The following is a 21,402-nucleotide window of genomic DNA, read 5'->3' on the forward strand; positions in this document are numbered from 1 at the left end:
ATAAGAGCATAGGTTATTAAGCCAGCGGTTAAGGAGGCGGAGTCCGCCATGAAGGAAACGACGAAGGATCGTACGGACATCGACAAGCTGCAAGCGACGCTTGCTCGCTATAGCCTCGCCTTGACGGAATCTCGGTGGGATGCGGAGGATTTGGCGCAGGAAGCTTGGCTCAAAGCGCTTGAATCGAAGACGGTTACGGAGCATGCGAATCCGGAAGCTTATATGCTGCGGGTTGCCCGCAATGCTTGGACCGATACGAAAAGAAGGCGTGCGACGTTACAGCGTGTCATGCGCCCTTTGAGCGCGATCATGCAGACGGTCGAGCCTGCGGACGAAAGCTTCCTCCAGACGGAGGAAGCATTTCATGCCGTCATGCTCCGGTTGCCGCGGTTGCAAAGAGCTGTTTTTATGCTAAGAGACGTATACGGCTACTCCGCTTCGGAGACGGCGGATAGACTAGGCATCACGGAAGGCGCGGTTAAAGCAGCTTTGCATCGGGCTCGCCGGACGTTGCCCGAGGTTAAGGCAATGCTCGTGCAAGGGAAGTTGGCGATGCCGAAGGACGAGGATCTTAAAGCGGTGTTGCGTGTGCTTGCCTCGGCATATAGGAGCGGAGATATAGAGTCGACCCTATCGCTCGTGCAGTACGACGCGCTGGAGCCAACGCTTGCGATCGGTATGCTGCAAAGCAGAAGACTGCGGGCGATAGCATCGCCGGCGAAGCGTAATGCAAGCTCGACGACGATGGCGATGGCCGCATAACGGGAAGAGAGACTGCTTCGGTCGTTTGATGACGACTGAAGCGGTTTTTTTTGTATCGAACAGCCTAATGGGGATAGCGGAGCTTTTTCGTCTAAATATGCTATAATGAAAGCTGTTATTTTACTGAGGAAGGGACTTTTCCACGAATGAGTTCAAAGCCTACGGACGAGTTGCGGCAAGAAGTCGAGAAACGCCGCACCTTTGCGATTATTTCTCACCCCGATGCGGGGAAAACGACGTTAACGGAAAAGCTGCTTCTGTTCGGGGGCGCGATCCACACGGCGGGCTCCGTCAAAGCGCGCAAAGCCGCGCGCCACGCGACGAGCGACTGGATGGAAATCGAGAAGCAGCGGGGGATCTCGGTTACGTCCTCCGTCATGCAATTCCAATATGCGGGCAAGCAAGTGAACATCCTCGACACGCCTGGTCACCAAGACTTCTCCGAGGATACGTACCGGACGCTAACTGCCGCGGATAGCGCGGTCATGTTGATCGACGTCGCCAAAGGCGTCGAGGCGCAGACGATCAAGCTATTCCAGGTGTGCAGCAAGCGCGGCATACCGATCTTCACGTTCATTAACAAATTGGACCGCGAAGGTCAAAATCCGTTCGAGCTGCTCGAGGAAATCGAGCGCGTGCTCGGCATCCGCTCCGTGCCGATGAACTGGCCGATCGGCATGGGACGCGAGCTGTGCGGCGTGTACGACCGGATGAAAAACCAAGTCGAGCTGTTCAACGGCAAAGATCATTCCTCGATCGAAGTACGTCCTACGTCGGACTACAACGACCCGATCATTCGCGAGATGGCGGGCGACTACTTGGCGGATCAGCTGGCGCAAGATCTTGAATTGCTAGACGTTGCTGGCGATTCGTTCGACTACGACAAAGTAGCCCGCGGCGAATTGACACCCGTCTTCTTCGGAAGCGCGGTCAACAACTTCGGGGTGCAAACGTTCTTGGAGAACTTCCTGCAGCTAGCGCCTTCGCCGACGCCCCGCAGGAGCACCGAGGGAGAGATCGATCCGACCGACGAGAAATTCTCGGGCTACGTGTTCAAGATTCAAGCGAACATGAACCCGGCGCACCGCGACCGCATCGCGTTCCTGCGTATTTGCTCGGGCAAGTTCAACCGCGGGATGGCCGTACGTCACGTGCGCGCGGGCAAAGAGATTAAGCTGTCGCAGCCGCAACAGTTCCTCGCGCAAGACCGCGATATCGTCGAGACGGCGTATCCGGGCGACATTATCGGCTTGTTCGACCCCGGGATTTTCCGAATCGGTGATAGTCTAGCGGAAGGTCGCGACGTTACGTTCGACGAGCTGCCTACGTTCTCGCCGGAAATTTTCGCCAAAGTGTCCGTCAAGAACGCGCTAAAGCAGAAGCAATACATCAAAGGACTCGACCAGCTTACGGAAGAAGGCATGGTGCAAGTATTCCGTTCGGTCGGACCGTTCGAAGATACGTATCTCGGCGTCGTCGGGCAACTGCAGTTCGAGGTGTTCGAGTATCGGATGAAAAACGAATACGGCGTCGATATCCAGCTCAATCGCACGACGTACCAGTTCGCCAGATGGCTCGTCGGCAAAGTGGATCCGTCGAAATTCCGGATCAACTCGACGCTCGTGAAGGATAAGAACGATAACGACGTCGCGCTGTTCGAGAACGAATACGCGATGAGAACGGCGATGGAGCGTCTGCCGGACGTGAAGTTCCTGGAGATGGCACCTTAATAGCACGACATTAGCGAACCGCATCCCTTAGGGGTGCGGTTCTTTATTCGTTGCGTTGGCGTTCGCTTGGAGATGACCGCGGCATGCGTTAAAATAAAAGCAAGCTAACGTAGAGGACGGGCATGTAATGGGGAGCAGATTAAGGATTCAAGGCGGAACGATCGTGTTACCAGATCGCTTGGTACAAGGCGACGTTATCGTTGAAGACGGCGTAATCGCGGAGATCGAAGCGAGGGAAGCGAACGGGACCCGTTCGTCGTCGGGAGACAAAGTTATCGACGCGGAAGGCGCTTGGGTATTGCCGGGACTGATCGACGTACATTGCGACGCGATCGAGAAGGAAGTGGAACCTAGACCGAATACGCTGTTTCCGATGGACATGGCGTTTCTGAATTTCGAGAAGAAGCTTGCGGGGCACGGCATTACGACGATGCTCCACTCGCTGTCGCTAGGCGTAGGATTAAGCTTGCGCGGCGAGCATCTCGTATCGAAAATGATCGATTTGATTTCATCGTTCCGCGTGGGACCAGCGATGATCCGCCACGGCGTGCATCTTCGGTACGAGGTTTCGCATTTGACCGGGTTCGAGCTCGCGGGGCGTTGCATATCGGATGGACTTATCGATTATTTATCACTCATGGACCATGCTCCGGGCGTTGGTCAATATCATCGGCCGGGCGCTTTCGAACGGTACGTGATGAAAAACCAAGGCGTCGGACTAGATGAAGTAAAGGCGATCGTCGAAGAGCTGCAGGGTCGCCGGTCGCTCGTAGATTGGGAGCGCCTGAGAGCGTTGACGTCCGAGGCTCGCCGTCGCGGTATCGCCGTCGCTTCGCATGACGACGACAGCGAAGCGGCTGTCGACCACTCGCTATCGTTCGGCGCGACCGTCTCCGAATTTCCGCTAAGCTTGGAGACGGCGGAGTATGCAACATCGCGCGGAATGGAAGTGTGCGTAGGCGCGCCGAATATCGTCAGAGGCGGTTCGCATGACGGCAACATGAAAGCCGTCGATGCGATTAAACAAGGCGCGGCGAACATCATCTGCTCGGATTATCATCCGGCCTCGCTGTTGCATGCGATATTCGCGCTGGAGAGCGAAGGGGTCGCGTTGCCCGATGCGGTGGCGATGGGCACGCTCGCGCCGGCTCGCATGCTTGGCCGCGACAAGGAGATTGGCTCGATAGAAGCAGGCAAGCGGGCAGACCTTATTATCGTGCGAAAGACGAGAGGCGTTCCGCTCGTCAGCGAGACGCTTGTGGATGGCGCGGTCGTTCATGCAACGCGCAATTATCGTTAAGGGTTTAAGAATACGCCGAGACTCGGTAACGTCACTTCGGCTTGATGGATCGAATCGTCGATCGTTTCGGAGTTCGGTTATGCCGGCCATGCCTTATGCTATAATGGTTCATATTGGAGTGCTGCCGTAGAGGGGGAAATGCCGTGCGGAAGAAGCAATACGCCGTCATCGGGCTCGGGCGATTCGGTTCGAGCGTGGCCAAATATTTGTCGCAGATGGGTTATGAAGTGCTTGCGGTGGACGATAACGCGGAGCGGGTGCAAGAAGTCGCCAACGCCGTTACGCATGCGGTCAGCGCCGATTCGACCGACGAAGAGGCGATGCGAGCGCTCGGCATTCGCAACTTCGACGTTGCGGTCGTGGCGATCGGCCAAGATATACAGTCGAGCATACTGACGACGCTTATTTTGAAGGACCTGGGCGTCCCGACCATAATCGTTAAAGCGCAAAATGAGCTTCACGGGAAAGTGTTGAACAAGATCGGCGCGGATAAGGTCGTATATCCGGAACGCGATATGGGGCTTCGCGTAGCCCATCATCTGATCTCTCCGAACATCCTCGAACATATCGAGCTATCGCCGGATTATAGCATCGTGGAAATGCAGGTGCCCTCGGCCATGTACGGCAAAAGCTTGAAGATGCTCGATATTCGGCAAAAGTACAATTGCAACGTGCTGGCGGTCAAGCAAAACGGCGATATGAACATCACGCCGAGCGCGGATGTGCCATTGACGGCAGAAGACATTCTCGTCATCGTAGGAAAGAACGAACAATTAACGAAATTGGAGCAAGCGTATGCGGAAGCTTGAAGGATATATTAGCTCTGCGGCCAACCCTCGCGTGAAAGAGTGGGCGAAGCTGCTCGATCGGAAATACCGGGAACGGGAAGGGAAGTTTTTGCTCGAAGGCGTTCACCTCGTGAAGGAAGCGCTCGATGCGAGATGGTCGCTGGAAGTCGTCGCGTTCGATGAAGGGTCGGAAGTCGCCGATCAATTCGCCTCTTACATGGACGAAGTAGAGGAGGCGGAGCATGGACCATCGTGGGTGCCGGTATCGCCGGACGTAATCGCCAAGTGCAGCGGCACGGAGACGCCGCAGCCGATCTTCGCCGTCGCGCTGAAGCGGCCGCCGGAGCGGGATGCGTTGTTCGGAGAGGATCGCGCGTTGGTCGCGGTACTCGACGGCGTGCAAGATCCGGGCAACGTCGGCACTATCGTCCGTAGCGCCGCCGCTTGCGGAGCGACGGCCGTCGTGCTCGGCAAAGGAACGGCCGACTTGTACAATCCGAAGACGATCCGCGCGACGATGGGGGCGCTGTTCCACGTGCCGGTGCTGGAAGCGGATTTGTCCGAGTTGTTGCCTGAAGCAAGGCAGAACGGCGCGGCTGTAGCGGGTACGAGCTTGCAATCTTCACGCTCCTGCTACGATTACGATTTCCGCGGCCGAGGCGTCTGGCTCGTGTTCGGCAACGAAGGCAGCGGCATGTCGGCGTGCGTCTCCGAGCTCGTCGACGACAACCTAATCATTCCGATGTCGGGCCGCGCCGAATCGCTCAACGTCGCCATGGCCGCGACGGTGCTGCTATTCGAAGCGCAGCGGCAGCGGTTGGGGTGACTGGATTAACTTAAAAAGACAGGGGCTCGCTAAGGCTTAATATGCTGATGCGGGTTCCTGTCTTTCTTTTTAGACTTTGTGCGTTCGATCCAGCGTTGACGACTGTTTACCCGTCCACGTAGGATGCTCCTTCACCCGTTTTAACGTGGCGACGATCAGGAAGCTGACGATGACAAGCAATAGCCAGGAGCTGACCTTGCCGAGGTGAACGAGGTGCCACGTCTTGGATTGGTTCGGATATTGCCAGGCGGCGAAGAAAGTGGCTACATTCTCCGCGATCCAGATGAAGAAGCCGATCAGGACGAAGGAAAGCGATAGAGGCATCCGGTAACGGAGCCCGCCAACTTCATACGTCACCCAAGTACGCCAAAATACGATGAGAACGAGCGCGGACAGCCACCACCGCACGTCGATCCAATAGTGATGAACGAAGAAATTCAAGTAAATTGCGGCAGCTAGCGGAGCGACGACCCAGAACGGTGGCCAATGCATCAATTCGACGTTCATTCGCCGCCACGCTTGGCATAAATAACTTGCGACGCTGGCGTACATGAATCCGCTATAGAGCGGAACGCCGTAAATCATCGTATAGGCATCGCCCGGGTACGACCACGAACCCTTATGAACTTTGAATAGCTCAAGTGCAAGCCCGATCAAATGGAAAAGCGTTATGACTTTAAGCTCGTCGCGGGATTCGAGGCCGGAACGCACCATCGCCACTTGCATCGCAAGGCAAATAAGAAGCATCCAGTCATATCGGGCGAGCCAAGGTAAATCGATGAATTGAGTAATGGCGAGCGAAGCGAAAATAACGACCGGGAATAAGCAAGATAGCGCCTGTTCCATGCCGAAGCGTACGAGCTGGCGAAACTTATGAGAGATCGTCGACAAGTTATGAACTCCCGTCTAGATAAGATAGGCTGCCGTCATTCAAGCTTTTGAATGGCTGCTCTAATTCTATCATCTATTCCGTTGTCCGGATGCATCCCATACACATACAAGATCAAGACGTTGTTAATTTCGAACGGACGATTTAGCACGAGCGTGACAGGCCTATTGTAGAAATCCTCTAGCCCCTTAATCCGAGCCTTCTCGGACTTGAACTTATAAATATAAACCGTTCCATCGGCCAGTCGATAAAAGCTAGGCTTCACCCCGTTGATTCCCTGTTCGAAAATATTGTCCGGATTAGATTGCGCAGGATCGAGGCGGAGCCCTTCTCGTTGGAACGCGTCCAACACTTGCTGAAGGTTCAAGGAGTTGCCGGCAGTACCAAAGGGAGTGCATCCCGTAAGCGCGATAAGTAAAAGTAGTATAACAATTCGCAAATCTACACCTCCAACGCTATGTATTTTCAAGCACCGGCATCATGTTCAATTAATTAGACGCAGGCGCCTCCAAAATGTTCCAAACCCATGTTGAACAGAAAAAAGCCTCCCGTTAAAGGAGGCTTGTACCAACTACGCTAAAGCGAAAAATTAATACGCCGTCCATCCCGCATCCGCGGTCACGACGGTGCCGTTCACGAAGCTCGAATCGTCCGAACCGAGGAATAGAGCGACTTTCGCGATTTCCTCCGGTTCGCCCGCGCGAGGATTGAGGCTCATGCCGGCCATCGCCCGTCCCATGCCGAATTCGTTAGGCGCGGTAATCGTGCTGCCGATATTCGTAGCGACGCCGCCCGGTGCGATCGCGTTGCAACGAATGCCTAGCGGGGCATATTGGAACCCGACGTTTTTCGTGAAGCCGACGACCGCATGCTTGGAAGCGGTGTACGCGGCTCCGGCTCTAGAGCCGAACAAGCCGCCTGCAGACGCGATGTTGACGATGACGCCGCTTTTCTTCTCCGTGAAGATCGGAAGCACTTTCCGCGTCGTTCTCATCGGGCCCGTCGTATTGATCGCGAAAATTCGCTCCCAAACTTCGTCCGTCATATCCGCGGCAGGGACGAAGTTGTCCATAATGCCCGCGTTGTTGACCAGTATATCTACTGAACAAATGCATTCCGTTTGTTGAAAAAAGGATGGTCCCAAATGGAGAAAAAAGAGGATAGGCGCGTCGTCAGAAGCAAAGAGGCGCTTAAGCAAGCGTTGTTGAACTTAATGGCGCGCAAAGAATACGAAGCGATCTCGATTACCGAGATCGTGGAGCTCGCTAACTATAATCGAGGGACGTTCTATTCGCACTACGGCAACAAGGACGACCTCCTCGACGACATAATCGCGGAACTGATACGGGAGCTGCTGGCTTCGTTTCGCGCGCCGTACGAGAACGAGGACGTGTTCATCATCTCCGAGCTAACGGCGAAATCCGTCATGATCTTCGAGCACGTGCATCTGAACGCGAACGTGTATACGACGCTACTCAGAAGCAACGTCATCGCGAACTTGCGGGAAAAAATGTTTCTCGCGCTCAAACAAATTTCGATGGACGAGCTAGTGCACGTGGACAACGGTATTAATCCCGAACTGCTTGCCATTTATTCGATTCATGCGCTGCTCGGGCTTATTTTCCACTGGGTGGAGGGTGGGTTCAAATACGCTCCTTCTTACATGCAAGAGCAATTGATCATGATCATTAATTGGCGGCCATCCGAGGCGAGAACGAACCGCAAAAAATGATCGAAACACTTAGGTTTGTGAGAATTCCGGACCTATTGGAGCGAAAATCCCTTGCTATAATGAGTTCTATAAAACAGCGATAACAGGTGAGCCAATGAGCGATAGGGAGTCCGTGCAACGAGCGATCGACTATATCGAAGCGCTTTTGGAGGAAGAAATCGAACTGTCCGCGATCGCGGCGGAGGCATTCCTCTCGATTGCCCAGCTGTACCGCGCTTTCTACGCGCTAACCGGTCATCCCGTCAAAGATTACGTGCGTAAGCGAAGGACGAGCGTCGCGGCCGGACAACTGCGGTATACGCAGCGCAGCGTTGAGGCGATCGCATGGGACAGCCGGTTCGAGTCGTACGCGGCGTTCGCCAAAGCGTTCAAGAAGCTTGTCGGGATGACGCCGGCGGCCTACCGCCGTTCGGATGTCTTCTATAGCTTCGAGGCGATCCGATTGAACGAGCAAGTCGCTTATGTCGAAGACAGAGAACAGTCCGAACGGTTCCCCGACGTGAAAGTGGTCAGGCTGCCGCCGGAGAAAATGCTTACTTATTTGCACGTCTCCACGCAAGAAGCCGGCATCGAGAACGAAGCCTTTCAAGTCGTATACGACAAGCTATACGGGGGAGAGACTTCGAGCAGAGAGCATCCGAAAATTCGCCTGTTCGGCAGTAATGTCGATCTTCAGATAAACGGCGAAGCTCGATTCGGATATCGGATCCTCGCATCCGGATGCGAGAGGTTGCCGGGCGATCGTGACTTTGAAGCGACTTCGTTCGAAGGAGGGCTGTACGCGATGAGCAAAGTCGCTGCAACCGCGCCTGATATCGTGCAAGGAGGTTGGAACAGGCTGCTGGCCGAATGGCTGCCGAAAAGTACGTTCGAGCTAGGCGAACATCCGGCGATTGAACAGTTCGTCGCCTACGGCCGCAACGTCGCGAGAATGAATTTGTATTTGCCCGTTCGCAAGAAATCGGTCAGCGAGTCGATCATCGTCGTCGAACTGCCGGAACAGGACGCTATTTACAGTCGAGGTTGTGGATATGAGGCGCAAGCCAACGCGGAGCGGGAATTCATAACCTGGCAGCGGCAACGATCCGAACGTCGCGACATGCCGGACGAAGGCCGTTATTATTTGTCTTACCATTACGGAGCGTCCGGAACGGACGAGTATTGGTGGGAGAACGGCGTTATCGAGGCGGTCTATTCGGACCGTATAGCGTCAAACCTAGCGGTGAAAAGGTTAGGAGCAGGAGCCTACGCCGCTTGTAAGACACGCGCTTACGGCATGTTGACCGGGGTATTGGAACGCATGCATAGGTGGATTGACGGTAGCCGCGATTATCGCGTAGACGAACAGCGGCAATGGTTCGCATCGTACGAGCCGGTTGCCGGCAAAGACGTGGAGCGCGACTCCGTCGTTACGATCTATATTCCTGTCCGATAAAGGAGAGTTCAGATGACTCAGCTTGCCAAACATCCGAGCGATGATCAAAATTACCGGCCGCAATACGTCACGCAAGCTTTCAAAGTTTACGCGGGCGGAATGCTCAATCCGGCTAAGGGAGGGAACAAGGTGGAGATGGTTCGTAGTCCGATAGAAAACGCGGCGGATACCGTGTTTATTCACGTAACCGACTTGCGCAGATCGGCCGAGTGGTACAGCATGCTAATGGAGTTACCTTTGTTGGAAGAGAGGTTGAACGGCGGCAACGTCTACTGGCTCATGCTCGAAGGCGGAACCGGGATCAATCTGGACGATAACCGCAATACTTCGCCGGACACGCCCCGCGTCAGATTTATGTACAAGACGGACGACATCGACGAAGCCTATCGTTATTTGGAGCAAAAAGGCATTGCGACGTTGACACCAATCGAAAGATACCCTTGGGGGCTATCGTACTTCCGATTCACAGATCCCGACGGCAACGGGCTGATGGTTACCCAGTCCGATTACGTATCGGAAGTAGTCGAACGCCTGCCGGACACGGAAAGTCCGATCTTGAACAAGTTTGGCGGTATTTTCCTGAACGTGTCGGATATCGCTCGGGCTACTCGCTTCCACTATGACGTCCTCGGATTGCCGGTTCCGGATAATAAGGGTCAAGAAGATGAGTCCATTCATGTGCTCCCGACCAGTAGAGGAACCCAAATTCTATTGGACAATAACCGTTATCGCAACGGCGAAGACTACGAAGCGCTATTCATGCTGCTAACCCTGGATGTGGAGGCTGCCAAAGCGTACTTGGCGAAAAACGGGGTAGACATATTCACCGACATCGAAAGGCATGGCGAGCTTGCGTTCTTCACGGTCAAAGACCCAGACGACAACGTCATTATGATTTGCAATATCGTGGATTGATCACAAACCCCGTTTCCTTATGAAACGGGGTTTAGTTTGTGCAACGTAGGGTATCGGAAATGACGGTAACGTTTAAGATCGACCTATTGTCCCTCGGACTATTTGGCATTAAATTACAAATATAGAATAGTTCATGGGGGATTGGCGATGAAATTGCGGAAGGTGCGATTAGGATTAACGGTGGGGATGCTCGCGACAATTTTACTTATGTCCGCGTGTAACGACATTGAACCGCCGCCGATGAAGACGGAGAAAGCAGAAATCCACTTCCAAGCTTTCATCTTAGAGGATCGGCAATTCAAGGAGGCGATCGAACATTTCGAAGAAATTCATCCCGAGATTAAAGTTATAATCGATCCCGTTTCCAATGCAAGCAGCGATGAACTTATCGATCAAATGAAAGGTGAACATTCTCCCGATATAGTTGCGTTTAGTCAGTTGTTTTTCCCGGCGCAGTTCATGGATGCGGTGAACCAAGGGCTTGTGCTCGATTTGCAACCCTACATGGATTCGGATGAAATAGCATTGCCGCAGTCGGCAACTTTGCATATGCGGTTGAAAGGGGGAGCGAACTTATATGCGATTCCCTATGCGGCTTATCCGAGCGCGATTTATTACAATAAGCAATTATTCGATATCGCTCAGCTTTCTTATCCGGGCGGGGATTGGACATGGGAACTGTTCGATCAGTTATCGCGGAATTTAGAGCAATCTTCTCCGAACACGATCGGTTCCGGATTACGATTACGATATGGAGTCGGGCAGCTTAATTGGCTAATGAGCGGCAGCGGTAAACATATTATTGCCGATGACGGGTCGACTTTCGTTGGCTTTTTGGATAGCGCCGAAGCCGTCCAGGCGATTCAGTGGATGAACGGTTACGGGGAACGAAGCAGGGCGGCGAAGGTCGATCCGAATGACCAGCGGCTGACTCTGGCCAATGGAAGCTTAGGGATGAAGGTCGATTGGATCGGGGCGGAGCTAGGCGAATGGATGAAAAAAATCGAGGTTGGCATAGCCCCTATGCCTCATCTGGAGGGCAGGGGGCGGGGCAATCCAAGCTACTACAACTATTACGGGATCTCGAGCAAGAGTAAGTCGCCTTCCGCCGCATGGGAGTTGCTTAAGTATTTGTATTTATCCGATAACCAAGATGCCGTAAACGCGGCGATCGAAGGAAATTACGTCCCTACGTACGAACCGCTTCGCGATGCGTTACGTAAACAAGCGGATGAGACAATGCGAATCTCGATCGATGAAGCTGCTTATATCGATATTGCGTCGATTGAAGGCTCCTATGCGCTCATGCGCGTATGGGACCCGGGGTTCGACGGACAATTCTCCGGCCTGCGGACTGTTCCTGACGCTGAGCTTCAGGGACGGCTGCACCAACTCGCTCTTAAACTGGACGAAAGGCTTCATAAGCTGTCGCCGTAACCGTAACGTGAAATCCGGAGCCGCCGCGAACGCCAGGCTCCGGATTTTCATTGGCCAACTACTTATGAACGCGAGTCAAGATGCCGTGTCAGCGCTCGCTAAGCCAAGCGATGTGCTTATTTGCCATGTCCGCGCATAAGCTTGAACGATACGCAGGGGGACGAACCCGCCCCTGCGGCACGGACGAGGAGGGATCGCATTGGCTCGAAAATGGGGCATTTCTTTGCCGAAGCCAGCTCCGCGTAAATGGGGCAGAGGGCGGATTATGCTGGGCGGCGGCTTCAAGCCGAAGACGGCGCCTCGCAAATGGGGTACGCGCAAATGGTTCTCGGCTTCTCGGCCGTCGGTAAGCGTTCCCGCGGCGAAATGGGCGTCGAAGCGACCGAGGCGGAGGCTTAAACGAAAGCATATGTGGATGATCACGATCTTCTTCGTCTTGTTCCTTATCGTACAGGGAGTACTGTTCCTCGATCGGGAGCTTCGCGGTCCGCTCATGTTTCTCGCGAAAATAAGAGTGACGCAGATGGCGACGGAGGCGATCAATACCGCGATTACGGAAGAAATCGCGCAGACGGTCGACTCGGACCAGCTGTTGGAGTGGAAGACGAACGCGGCAGGCAAAGTGACGGGGCTCGTCCTCGACTATAAACAACAGATGAGCATAACGGCGAAGACGATCGAAGTCGTCACCCGGACACTGAAGGAGCATGAGGATATGCCCGAGCATATTCCGATCGGCCATGCGCTGAACAGTCCGTTCATCTCGTCGATCGGACCTAGCGTATCGGTGAAATTCCATCCGGTGTCGGCGGTGAAGGTGGACGTCGATACGAGATCGACTGAAGCGGGAATCAACAATTTACTCGTAGAGGTATTCGTTCGCATTCGTACGGATATCGCGGTCATTATTCCGTTCGATCAGGAGCCGGAGCCGCTCGAGACGGAAATTCCGCTCTCCTATGTCATGGTCGTCGGCGACGTGCCGACTTATTATTACGACAATCACGGCAACCCGGTTGGCAACTCCGCCCCGCAAGCGCCGGTCATATCGCTTCCGAAGACCGAGACCCCTGTTCCTGTCGCTCCCTGAAAATAATGTTCGATAATGTTCGTTTGCGTATGTTATGGTGTAAACATACGATAACGAACAAAAGGGAGACGGTAAAGATGGACATTAGACATTCCACGAACCCGGCAGACGCCAAAGGCTACGATACGGCCAGATTGAGACAGCAATATTTGATCGAGAGCGTTTTCGTTCCCGGCGAAGTGAAATTGACTTATTCGCACGACGATCGCCTCATTCTCGGCGGAGCGATGCCGGTTAAGGAAGCGCTCACCCTCGAAGCTGAGGACGTCTTAAAGACGGACTATTTCCTGGAGCGCAGAGAGGTCGCGTTCATGAACATCGGCGGCGGGGAAGCGTTTATCGACGTCGAGGGCGAGCGCTTCACGCTCGTCAAGCTAGATACGCTGTACGTCGGCAAAGGCGTGCGCGATCTTAAGATCGCCAGCGTAGACGCGGACAATCCGGCGAAATTGTACATCACTTCGGCGACGGCTCACGCGAAATACCCGACGCGCAAGGCTACCGTACAAGAGGCGAATACGCTGAATCTCGGGGCACTGGAATCTTCCAACGAGCGCACGATTCATCAGGTTATTCATGAAGTTGGCATTCAAAGCTGCCAACTGATGCTCGGCGTAACGTTGTTCAAGCCGGGAAGCGTGTGGAATACGATGCCGGCGCATATTCACGATCGCCGGATGGAGGCGTATTTGTACTTCGATATGAACGACAACGCGCGCGTTTTCCACTTTATGGGCGAGCCGAGCGAGACGCGCCATATCGTCATCGCGAACGAGCAAGCGGTCATTTCGCCGGCGTGGTCGGTTCATTCGGGAGCGGGCACGAGCAGCTATGCGTTCGTATGGGCGATGGCAGGCGAAAATTATACGTTCAAAGATATGGATGTCATTCCGATGAATGCGTTAAAGTAGAAGCATCGAGATAGGCTTATATACAAGTTGCTGAACCATTCGGGAGGAAAGACGATATGTTAGCCGTTACGCGTCATCAATCGATTCTGGAGCTGATTCAAGCGGAAGGCACGGTGCAAGTGTCCGATCTTAGCGAGCGATTCAACGTGACCGCCAAGACGATTCGCGAGGATTTGGAGAAGCTCGAGGAAAAAGGGCTGCTCAAGCGCATTCACGGCGGCGCGGTCGTTCCGCGGGAGGGCGAGGAGCCGTTGCTGCCGCTGCAAATTCCGAATTTGAAGCATGCCAGCGAGAAGGAAGCGATCGCGCTTCACGCGCTGAGTTACATACAGCCGAATGACGTAATTGCGCTGGATGCGGGAAGCACGACGTTCGAGATCGCGAGGCGGCTTCCGATTATGCCGCTAACAGTGTTGACGAACGACCTGCTCATCATGCGCGAGCTGTTGCCGCGCGAGGATATTCGCCTCGTCGTTCCCGGCGGCTATCGCCATCGGAACGTGCTCGTCGGCAACGATGCGCTGGAGTGGGTAACGAAGCTTAACGTGCAGAAGCTGTTTCTGTCCGCGACCGGCGTTCACGATAAGTTCGGCTTGTCGGTGTTTACTAGCGAGTTGCTGGATCTCAAAAAAGCGTATTTGTCCGGCGCCAAAGAAGTGTACGGCGTCGCCGACCATAGCAAATTCGACCGCGCGGCGTTGTTCACGTTCGCGGCTTTGAACGAATTGGACGTGTTGATTACGGATGACGGATTGGACGAAGAGGTCGTCCGCCGATATGAGGGAGGTTCGGTGAGAATTGAGCGAGCAAGCGCGAGGAGCAGGCAGATTTGAACTGACGGGCAAAACCGCGATCGTGACTGGTGCAGGCAGAGGCCTTGGTCGCGCGATCGCGATCGGGCTGGCGGAGGCGGGGGCGAACGTCGTTCTTGTGACGAATCGGACGCCTGCCGATGAAGTGAAACAAGCCATCGAAGCGCTGGGCAGACAGGCGAACGTCGTTACGGCTGACATAGGCGATCGAGGCCAACTGCCTGGCGTTATCGATTCGGCGTTGCAGACGTTCGGCACAGTAAACATTCTCGTGAATAACGCGGGCATCATTAGACGCACGCCGGCCGCAGAGCACGCCTATGCCGATTGGCAAGAAGTGCTGGACGTGAACTTGAACTCGGTGTTCGTGCTCAGCCAGCTGGCTGGCCGCGTCATGATCGAGCAAGGCTCCGGCAAAATCATTAACGTCGCGTCGATGCTGTCGTTCCAAGGCGGCATCAACGTTCTCGGTTATACGGCAAGCAAACACGCCGTGGCCGGATTGACCAAGGCGCTCGCCAACGAATGGGCGTCCAAAGGCGTACAGGTAAACGCGATCGCGCCGGGGTACATGGCGACGGACAATACGGAAGCGCTTCGCAACGACCCGACGCGCAGCAAACAAATTTTGGAGCGGATTCCCGCCGGTCGTTGGGGTTCGGACGCGGACTTGGTAGGACCCGCGATTTTCTTGGCATCTAGCGCGTCCGACTACATGAACGGGCACGTCTTATGCGTCGACGGCGGATGGATGAACCGATAGGATCGCCTAGGTTCATCGTTAACGATGAACCTTAAGCGATTTGCGTTCGTCGCGCTCCCAACGCTTCAATAGCGGATAGGGGTCGAATGCCCACTCCACTAACCCGCGATCCCGATAGACGCCATAATGAAGGTGTGGGGGGAACTTTCCTTGCGTGCCCGGACGACCGTAGCCCGAGCTGCCGACCCAACCGATCACTTGACCAGGCCGGACTACGTCTCCGGCCTTTAGCGTTTTCTCGAAACCGGATAGATGCGCGTAATAATGATACAAATTGTTCAAGTCGCGAATGCCGATTCGCCAACCTCCGTACCTGTTCCAGCCTTTGATCTCGACGATGCCATAGCAAGTGCTTCGGACGGGTACGCCTTGTTCCGCGAAAATATCGGTTCCCTCGTGAATCCGGTACCCTCCCCAGCTTCTGCTGTTCCCCCAAGTGCTGCGGAACGAATACACGCTGTTAAGCGGCAACGGGAAAGCGTTCCCCGTTATGTCCGGTTTGCCGAACGTTTTGTACAGCTTGGCAAACTGCAGTATCCGTTGAACCGCTCGCGTGTTTTGGTAATATTCCCACAGCCCGATCGCGAAGTCCTCCCTCACGCTGCCGTAACGCAGAACTTCGGCGGCGACGGAGAAGAGCAGATCCTCGTCTTGGTTACGATCGGCCAGCCGATCGCCTGAGCCGTCCCGACCGATGCCTTGAAAGAACCGGATCGACGCGGGCTCGGTATCTCCCTCGTCCGGATTGAGCACTCCGCTCCATTCGGTCGGTGGAATATAAACGCCGGTAACCGCGGTTTCCCGAAGCGGCCGCGTTTTGGGATGCGCGCGAGACATCGTTCGCTCGTATTGGTCAATCGCCGCGAGCACGGTCCAATCGAGCCCGGTGAGAACGCTGACTCGGTCGTAAAGCTGAACGCGTTTTTTAATCTGATCGGGCTGCGCCGGTGCGGCGGTCGCAACGGAAGGGATTCCGCATAATCCGAATGCAAGGATTAGTGCCAGAACCCCGTTAATCGAGCGTCGCAACCGGGGGCGCATATCGTTAAAACCTTTCCACCAATGCCGATTCAACGCCACCCCTCCTCCTCTTCGTCATGTAGAAGTAGGGTTTTACAGATCATTGGATTTTATCCGAATCATGCTATAATAAGGGGGACAGAAAGAGGGGAACGCAATGACTACGAGCACGAGGCTTCCAAAGCCGGAATGGCTTAAAATAAAGCTGACCACCGGAGAGCCCTATAAAGAAATCAAACAAATGATGCGGACGAAGACGCTGCACACCGTGTGCGAGGAAGCGCGATGTCCTAATATATATGAATGCTGGGCCAACCGAACGGCGACGTTCATGATTCTTGGCGATATTTGCACGAGAGCATGCCGGTTCTGCGCGGTGAAGACGGGATTGCCGACGGAGCTGGATTTGCAGGAGCCGGAACGCGTCGCGGAAGCCGCGGAACAGATGGGACTTCGCCATTGCGTAGTCACTTCGGTAGCGCGGGACGACTTGAAGGATGGCGGAGCTACGATTTTCGCCGAGACGATCAAAGCGATCAGACGCAAAATGCCGCTATGCAGCGTCGAAGTACTTATTCCGGATTTCCTAGGCAACGAGGAGTCCCTTAAGATCGTTATGGATGCGAAGCCGGACATCCTGAACCACAACATAGAGACCGTAGAACGGTTATCGAATCGCGTGCGCGCCAAGGCGAAATACCGCCGCTCGCTGGAGTTGCTGAGCCGCGCCAAAGCGATGAACCCGGACATCCCGACGAAATCGAGCATTATGCTAGGACTCGGCGAGACGCGGGAAGAAATTTTGCAAGCGATGGACGACCTGCGCGCGATCGATTGCAACATCTTAACGTTAGGACAATACTTGCAGCCGTCGGCGAGCCACTTGAATGTCGTTCGTTATGTGCATCCGGACGAGTTCAAGCAGCTTAAACTCGATGGTTTGGAACGCGGATTCTCGCATGTCGAGTCGGCGCCGTTCGTTCGTAGTTCCTATCATGCGCACGAACAGGTCAAATCCGCGGAGGCAAGAACGATGAGTGTTCGGGAGGAGAGCCTAACGTGATTTTCATGGCTGGTAACAACGCTTACTCTGTACTGCACGAGCATAAGAACGGATGGAATCCGGAAGCTTTCCGCGAGCGGTACAGCGAAGTGCTGGAGCGCTTCGATTATATCGTAGGCGATTGGGGCTACAGCCAGCTGCGACTGCGCGGTTTTTACAAGGATGGCCATCCTCGCGCTACGAAGGAATCCGCGATTTCGAGCTTGGTCGATTACATTAACGAATATTGCAATTTTGGATGCGCTTATTTCGTCATCACGAAAGTGGACAGCAAATCTTTGTCTCCCGAGGAGCTCGAGAAAAGCCAGCAGGACGCGGTAGCCGCCGTGAGCACGGCGATCGGCGAAGCCGGCGAGCAGGCCGCTGAGACGGCGGCCGCTCTTAGCAGCGGACCGCTTATGCGATGGCCGCTGAAGGAACGTCCGGGCGGCCCTGTCAGAGTACCGAATGTAACCGTATCCGCCGTAGCCAGAGCGGCCGCGGATGCCGAACGTCGCAACGCGAACAACGGCGGCGGACATTCCGGCGGATCGTCCTCGCGGGGGGGATCCCGTCAAGGGCAAGACGGCGGATCGCAGAACCGGCAAGGGAAGCCGTCGCACGGATCCGGCGGCGGAGATCGTCGCCAAGGACAAGGCTCCGGCAATCAGAGCCATGGCAATCAGGAGCGCGGCGGACAACAGGTCCAAGGCAATCATGGGCAAAGCCGCGGACACAATGGCGGTCCCCGCGGTCAGCGTCCGCAACAAAGCGCGGAAGGCAACAACCGTCAAGCGGCCGAAGGACGCCTGCAAGGCGGTGAGGCGAGCGCGCATCCGAACGCGGAAGCAGCGCGTAACGGAAGCCGGTGGCCGGGTAAAAACCGTCGCCGCAAAAGCTTCGGCGGCAAGCCGGGTCCAAGGCCGGAAGGCGGCGGACAGCACTCCGAGGCGAGCAGTAATCCGCGGGCGAGCGAATAACGAAATCATAAAAAAGCCTTTTTCCGAAATCGACTTCGGAAAAAGGCTTTTTGATTGGAGCGAGACAGGGTGGGGGGGTTAGTCGCCCGAGCCGATGAACGCTTCTCTGACGCGATTCCAGAACGGAAAAGGACGATAGCGGGCGAACGAGACTTTCTGGTTCGACACGCGGCACGTAATGGAAGTTACCCCAGCCATCTGTACGACCAACTGATCGATGGCGATATGAAGCTCCTTTTCCGGATCGGGTGGAACGATGTCGCAATGGTGATGCTTCGGTAAAATAACCGAAGAGCCTAACGTACGGTATACGCGATTGTTGATCGACGCGATTTCCGCGATTTGCAGCGCCTCGAGCGACGGGTGGATGACCGCGCCGCCAAGGCTTTTATTGTAGCCGGTGCTCCCGGACGGAGTGGAGATTACGATACCGTCGCCGCGGAACATTTCGAACGGCTCGTCGTTAATGCGAAGCGCGGCGACGAGCGTGCCGTCAACGCTTTTTAACGTACATTCGTTCAAAGCCAGATAAGACGTGCTGCCCGATTTCGTATTTACTTCGAGATGCAACAGAGGATAACTGGCGTTACGCGGCTCCGAGGTTGCCATCATCTCGACTAGCTTGGGGAGCTCGTCTTTTTTCCAATCGGCGTAAAACCCGAGATGTCCGGTATGAATCCCAACGAAAGTAACCCGGTGCAATTGATTTTCATAACGATGGAAAGCTTGCAACAGCGTACCGTCCCCGCCGATCGAGACGACGACTTCCGGGGCTTCTTCGTCATGGATTAACCCCTTGTCGTTCGCGAGGGCGTGAAGTTGCTGGGCTAGTTGCTTGGAAAGTCGGTCTCCACGGTCTAATAGTGCGTATTTCAAGCGGTGACGCTCCTTCCGGTCGTACGTTCCTTATCTGATACGATAATAAACAATAACCCGCGGGAATACAATGCCGGCGCTTGTAAGACGCGCGTTATTGGGACAAGGGCCAGATCAAGTAGACGAGGATCATCGCGACGATACCGTGAAATAGCCGAAATCGGGCGAACGGCAAGTACCGCCATTTCGTTCGGCTCATTAACCCGGCAACCTGCGCATGAACCGATAGCCCAGCCCAGGAGAGGACGAATGCCGCGGCGGCGACGCGATCTACTAACGGGAGCGACGATCCTGCCGTACCGCTGTTCGCGGCGGCTTTAGCGCCGATCGTCACCTCGAACGTTCCGTTAATGAGCGAAGGGGTTAAGTGAGGGGACATGCCGCACAGTTGAAGAAATCCAGCGATGGCATGGTGGAACAAAATTAGCGATCCGCTATCGACGAGCAGCGTCATCGCCGCGGAGAAAAACACGACAAGACCGCCTACGATCATCATTAGAGCCAGCGATGACTGAAGCGATTGTTGGAGGAGAACGGCGAAAGGCCGTCCATCGGCTATTCGGGCATGATGCATAGCTGCAAAAGCACTGCGAATTCTGCCTTCCGTTCGTTGTTTGGCAGGCGTCCCCGACACGGTAAGCGGTTCGCCCTCCTCGTGCTTATCCGCGCGAAACCTTGATAGGACGCCTAACAATAGAGCGCCGCCGTAATGGGCGATAGCGAGTATCGGTGCCGGCTGCAAGCTGCCGAAGAAGCCGATGCTCACGGCGCCTATAAGGAAGATCGGATCGGACGTCGTAGTCATCGCGACGAGACGCTCCCCTTGATCCCGATTAATCATCTTTTGTTCCATTAATCGCGACGTTAAGCGGGCGCCGACAGGATACCCGGACACGAAGCCCATCGCGACGACGAACCCCCCGACTCCGGGAAGGCGAAATAACGGTCGCATGAACGGATCGAGCAGCTTGCCCGCGAAATGCACGATTCCGAAGCCAAGCATAATATCCGAGAGCACGAAGAAAGGGAAAAGCGCGGGAAACAGCACTTCCCACCATACCGAGACGCCGCGTAACGAAGCTTCTAGCGCCTTGCCCGGCATGCCAAGCGCCAAACCTCCAAGCAGCAGGGCGAACCCGCCGATGCCAAGCACGCTTAACGCCGTGACTAGTCCGGATTGTTTTCCGTTAACGGAGTGCTCTAATCGCAAAGCCGTCCCCTCCCATACATACCGACGCTCTTGTCCAATATATGAGTACGAGAGGACAATCTTGCCCAACAATTGTTAGGCTATTTCCATGTAACCGTTTGCAAAAAATCAGTGCCGGCCACGATGAGATATGGTACAATCGAATTAGGTATTCACGCAATGAATTATCGCATTGAATCTGCTTCGTATCGGAGTGATGAAGATGGCAGGCATAGTTGCAGGATTGCTTGTATGCGCTTTCGTGTATGTCATTCGGGAATCTTTGATGGGTCCGGAAGAAGAAATGTAAGCGAATATATACGTAACGGCTAGCCGCGATCAGATCGTCCTTTTTGGGACGATCTTTATTTTTTTCAAGAGGCAAATTGTGTCTTTGTGGTATAATAGGCTTAATCCATTAGCCGTGGTCTTATAGGTCCGGCAACCCATAGAGAAGTGCGGATTCGACAATTATTGATCATTTGATCGATCGCACGCAGGAGGGACGAGTTGTCCAGCTACGCAACGCTATACGAAGCGATCGGCGGCGCATCAATGTTGCGCGATATCGTCGAGAAATTTTATCCGAAAGTTCAGCAGCACCCGCTTTTATCTCCTTTGTTTCCGGCTGATATCCGTCCGGTCATGGAAAAGCAGGTTCAGTTCCTGACGCAGTTTTTCGGAGGGCCCTCGCTGTTTTCCGATGAACACGGCCATCCGATGATGAGAGCGCGTCACATGCCTTTTCCGATTACGCCGGCACATGCACAAGCTTGGTTATCCTGCATGGCTGAAGCGCTATCCGAGACCACCCTTCCCGAGCAACTGCAACAGCTAATGCTTGAGCGGCTTTCCGGCCCGGCTCAACATTTCGTTAATACCGATCCATCTTAATCAAGGGGGAA

The 21,402-nt window shown here is 54.7% G+C and carries 21 protein-coding genes and 1 pseudogene; 16 read left to right on the plus strand and 6 right to left on the minus strand.

The genetic code is table 11. From position 1 onward, the window contains the following. Positions 1-48: 48 nt before the first annotated feature. The 5 genes from ACFPQ4_RS11595 to ACFPQ4_RS11615 all read left to right on the plus strand — a co-directional run bounded on the left by ACFPQ4_RS11595 (position 49) and on the right by ACFPQ4_RS11615 (position 5,406). Positions 49-762, plus strand: coding sequence for a sigma-70 family RNA polymerase sigma factor (locus ACFPQ4_RS11595; RefSeq protein ID WP_378112008.1), 714 nt, complete (start codon positions 49-51; stop codon positions 760-762). 146 nt (positions 763-908) lie between these two features. Continuing rightward, on the plus strand, positions 909-2,492 hold the full coding sequence (locus ACFPQ4_RS11600) for a peptide chain release factor 3 (protein ID WP_378112009.1): 1,584 nt from the start codon (positions 909-911) through the stop codon (positions 2,490-2,492). Between the two features lie 127 nt (positions 2,493-2,619). Next, complete coding sequence (locus ACFPQ4_RS11605; RefSeq protein ID WP_378112010.1) at positions 2,620-3,792, plus strand: alpha-D-ribose 1-methylphosphonate 5-triphosphate diphosphatase; 1,173 nt, start codon at positions 2,620-2,622, stop codon at positions 3,790-3,792. A gap of 143 nt (positions 3,793-3,935) precedes the next feature. Then, on the plus strand, positions 3,936-4,601 hold the full coding sequence (locus ACFPQ4_RS11610) for a potassium channel family protein (RefSeq protein WP_378112011.1): 666 nt from the start codon (positions 3,936-3,938) through the stop codon (positions 4,599-4,601). Beyond that, positions 4,588-5,406, plus strand: a complete 819-nt coding sequence (locus tag ACFPQ4_RS11615; RefSeq protein WP_378112012.1) for a TrmH family RNA methyltransferase — start codon at positions 4,588-4,590, stop codon at positions 5,404-5,406. Before ACFPQ4_RS11610 ends, ACFPQ4_RS11615 begins: the two co-directional genes overlap by 14 nt. 69 nt (positions 5,407-5,475) lie before the next feature. Here ACFPQ4_RS11615 and ACFPQ4_RS11620 read toward each other — a convergent pair whose 3' ends face one another. The 3 genes and pseudogenes from ACFPQ4_RS11620 to ACFPQ4_RS11630 all read right to left on the minus strand — a co-directional run. After that, positions 5,476-6,297: a DUF817 domain-containing protein gene (locus ACFPQ4_RS11620; protein WP_378112013.1), complete on the minus strand. Its 822-nt coding sequence runs from the start codon at positions 6,295-6,297 to the stop codon at positions 5,476-5,478. Positions 6,298-6,332: 35 nt separating this feature from the next. Beyond that, entirely contained in the window at positions 6,333-6,734 is a 402-nt protein-coding gene (locus tag ACFPQ4_RS11625; RefSeq protein ID WP_378112014.1) for a hypothetical protein, read from the minus strand. A 150-nt stretch (positions 6,735-6,884) separates the two neighbouring features. Then, positions 6,885-7,397 (minus strand): annotated as a pseudogene (locus ACFPQ4_RS11630) (SDR family oxidoreductase); the annotation flags it as partial. A 42-nt stretch (positions 7,398-7,439) separates the two neighbouring features. Between ACFPQ4_RS11630 and ACFPQ4_RS11635 the strand changes: the two are divergent. The 8 genes from ACFPQ4_RS11635 to kduD all read left to right on the plus strand — a co-directional run bounded on the left by ACFPQ4_RS11635 (position 7,440) and on the right by kduD (position 15,390). Next, positions 7,440-8,027, plus strand: a complete 588-nt coding sequence (locus tag ACFPQ4_RS11635) for a TetR/AcrR family transcriptional regulator (RefSeq protein ID WP_378112015.1) — start codon at positions 7,440-7,442, stop codon at positions 8,025-8,027. 94 nt (positions 8,028-8,121) lie between these two features. Next, positions 8,122-9,462, plus strand: coding sequence for a helix-turn-helix domain-containing protein (locus ACFPQ4_RS11640; protein ID WP_378112016.1), 1,341 nt, complete (start codon positions 8,122-8,124; stop codon positions 9,460-9,462). 12 nt (positions 9,463-9,474) lie between these two features. Continuing rightward, on the plus strand, positions 9,475-10,377 hold the full coding sequence (locus tag ACFPQ4_RS11645; RefSeq protein ID WP_378112017.1) for a VOC family protein: 903 nt from the start codon (positions 9,475-9,477) through the stop codon (positions 10,375-10,377). Positions 10,378-10,524: 147 nt separating this feature from the next. Continuing rightward, on the plus strand, positions 10,525-11,814 hold the full coding sequence (locus tag ACFPQ4_RS11650) for an ABC transporter substrate-binding protein (protein ID WP_378112018.1): 1,290 nt from the start codon (positions 10,525-10,527) through the stop codon (positions 11,812-11,814). Between the two features lie 199 nt (positions 11,815-12,013). Then, positions 12,014-12,904, plus strand: coding sequence for a sporulation protein YunB (yunB, locus tag ACFPQ4_RS11655; protein ID WP_378112019.1), 891 nt, complete (start codon positions 12,014-12,016; stop codon positions 12,902-12,904). A 77-nt stretch (positions 12,905-12,981) separates the two neighbouring features. Further along, complete coding sequence (gene kduI / locus ACFPQ4_RS11660; protein ID WP_378112020.1) at positions 12,982-13,815, plus strand: 5-dehydro-4-deoxy-D-glucuronate isomerase; 834 nt, start codon at positions 12,982-12,984, stop codon at positions 13,813-13,815. Between the two features lie 56 nt (positions 13,816-13,871). Further along, entirely contained in the window at positions 13,872-14,648 is a 777-nt protein-coding gene (locus ACFPQ4_RS11665) for a DeoR/GlpR family DNA-binding transcription regulator (RefSeq protein WP_378112021.1), read from the plus strand. After that, the gene (gene kduD / locus ACFPQ4_RS11670; RefSeq protein ID WP_378112022.1) at positions 14,614-15,390 is read left to right on the plus strand and encodes a 2-dehydro-3-deoxy-D-gluconate 5-dehydrogenase KduD; all 777 of its coding nucleotides are present in this window, start codon (positions 14,614-14,616) and stop codon (positions 15,388-15,390) included. Before ACFPQ4_RS11665 ends, kduD begins: the two co-directional genes overlap by 35 nt. 18 nt (positions 15,391-15,408) lie before the next feature. Here the strand turns inward: kduD and ACFPQ4_RS11675 are convergent, their stop codons facing one another. Then, the gene (locus ACFPQ4_RS11675) at positions 15,409-16,431 is read right to left on the minus strand and encodes a M23 family metallopeptidase (protein ID WP_378112107.1); all 1,023 of its coding nucleotides are present in this window, start codon (positions 16,429-16,431) and stop codon (positions 15,409-15,411) included. A gap of 136 nt (positions 16,432-16,567) precedes the next feature. On the opposite strand from ACFPQ4_RS11675, the gene lipA reads away from it, so the two are divergent. Then, positions 16,568-17,473: a lipoyl synthase gene (lipA, locus tag ACFPQ4_RS11680; RefSeq protein WP_378112023.1), complete on the plus strand. Its 906-nt coding sequence runs from the start codon at positions 16,568-16,570 to the stop codon at positions 17,471-17,473. 5 nt (positions 17,474-17,478) lie between these two features. After that, complete coding sequence (locus ACFPQ4_RS11685; protein ID WP_378112108.1) at positions 17,479-18,432, plus strand: YutD family protein; 954 nt, start codon at positions 17,479-17,481, stop codon at positions 18,430-18,432. A gap of 78 nt (positions 18,433-18,510) precedes the next feature. Here ACFPQ4_RS11685 and ACFPQ4_RS11690 read toward each other — a convergent pair whose 3' ends face one another. Both ACFPQ4_RS11690 and ACFPQ4_RS11695 read right to left on the minus strand, forming a co-directional pair. Further along, positions 18,511-19,308 (minus strand): NAD kinase, encoded by a 798-nt coding sequence (locus tag ACFPQ4_RS11690; RefSeq protein ID WP_378112024.1) that lies wholly within the window; start codon positions 19,306-19,308, stop codon positions 18,511-18,513. A 94-nt stretch (positions 19,309-19,402) separates the two neighbouring features. Further along, positions 19,403-20,518, minus strand: coding sequence for a nucleoside recognition domain-containing protein (locus ACFPQ4_RS11695; RefSeq protein ID WP_378112025.1), 1,116 nt, complete (start codon positions 20,516-20,518; stop codon positions 19,403-19,405). Positions 20,519-21,007: 489 nt separating this feature from the next. Here ACFPQ4_RS11695 and ACFPQ4_RS11700 point away from each other — a divergent pair, with 489 nt between their 5' ends. After that, complete coding sequence (locus tag ACFPQ4_RS11700) at positions 21,008-21,391, plus strand: globin domain-containing protein (RefSeq protein WP_378112026.1); 384 nt, start codon at positions 21,008-21,010, stop codon at positions 21,389-21,391. Positions 21,392-21,402: the final 11 nt, after the last annotated feature.

This window comes from Cohnella yongneupensis (genome assembly GCF_042655785.1).
Classification (GTDB): domain Bacteria; phylum Bacillota; class Bacilli; order Paenibacillales; family Paenibacillaceae; genus Cohnella; species Cohnella yongneupensis.

Excerpts from the sequence above, each read along its gene's own strand:
- ACFPQ4_RS11595 (WP_378112008.1), top strand. The coding sequence starts at position 49 with ATGAAGGAAACGACGAAGGATCGTACGGACATCGACAAGCTGCAAGCG.
- ACFPQ4_RS11600 (WP_378112009.1), top strand. The coding sequence starts at position 909 with ATGAGTTCAAAGCCTACGGACGAGTTGCGGCAAGAAGTCGAGAAACGC.
- ACFPQ4_RS11605 (WP_378112010.1), top strand. The coding sequence starts at position 2,620 with ATGGGGAGCAGATTAAGGATTCAAGGCGGAACGATCGTGTTACCAGAT.
- ACFPQ4_RS11615 (WP_378112012.1), top strand. The coding sequence starts at position 4,588 with ATGCGGAAGCTTGAAGGATATATTAGCTCTGCGGCCAACCCTCGCGTG.
- ACFPQ4_RS11635 (WP_378112015.1), top strand. The coding sequence starts at position 7,440 with ATGGAGAAAAAAGAGGATAGGCGCGTCGTCAGAAGCAAAGAGGCGCTT.
- ACFPQ4_RS11640 (WP_378112016.1), top strand. The coding sequence starts at position 8,122 with ATGAGCGATAGGGAGTCCGTGCAACGAGCGATCGACTATATCGAAGCG.
- ACFPQ4_RS11645 (WP_378112017.1), top strand. The coding sequence starts at position 9,475 with ATGACTCAGCTTGCCAAACATCCGAGCGATGATCAAAATTACCGGCCG.
- ACFPQ4_RS11650 (WP_378112018.1), top strand. The coding sequence starts at position 10,525 with ATGAAATTGCGGAAGGTGCGATTAGGATTAACGGTGGGGATGCTCGCG.
- kduI (WP_378112020.1), top strand. The coding sequence starts at position 12,982 with ATGGACATTAGACATTCCACGAACCCGGCAGACGCCAAAGGCTACGAT.
- ACFPQ4_RS11665 (WP_378112021.1), top strand. The coding sequence starts at position 13,872 with ATGTTAGCCGTTACGCGTCATCAATCGATTCTGGAGCTGATTCAAGCG.
- ACFPQ4_RS11675 (WP_378112107.1), bottom strand. The coding sequence starts at position 16,431 with ATGCGCCCCCGGTTGCGACGCTCGATTAACGGGGTTCTGGCACTAATC.
- lipA (WP_378112023.1), top strand. The coding sequence starts at position 16,568 with ATGACTACGAGCACGAGGCTTCCAAAGCCGGAATGGCTTAAAATAAAG.
- ACFPQ4_RS11685 (WP_378112108.1), top strand. The coding sequence starts at position 17,479 with ATGGCTGGTAACAACGCTTACTCTGTACTGCACGAGCATAAGAACGGA.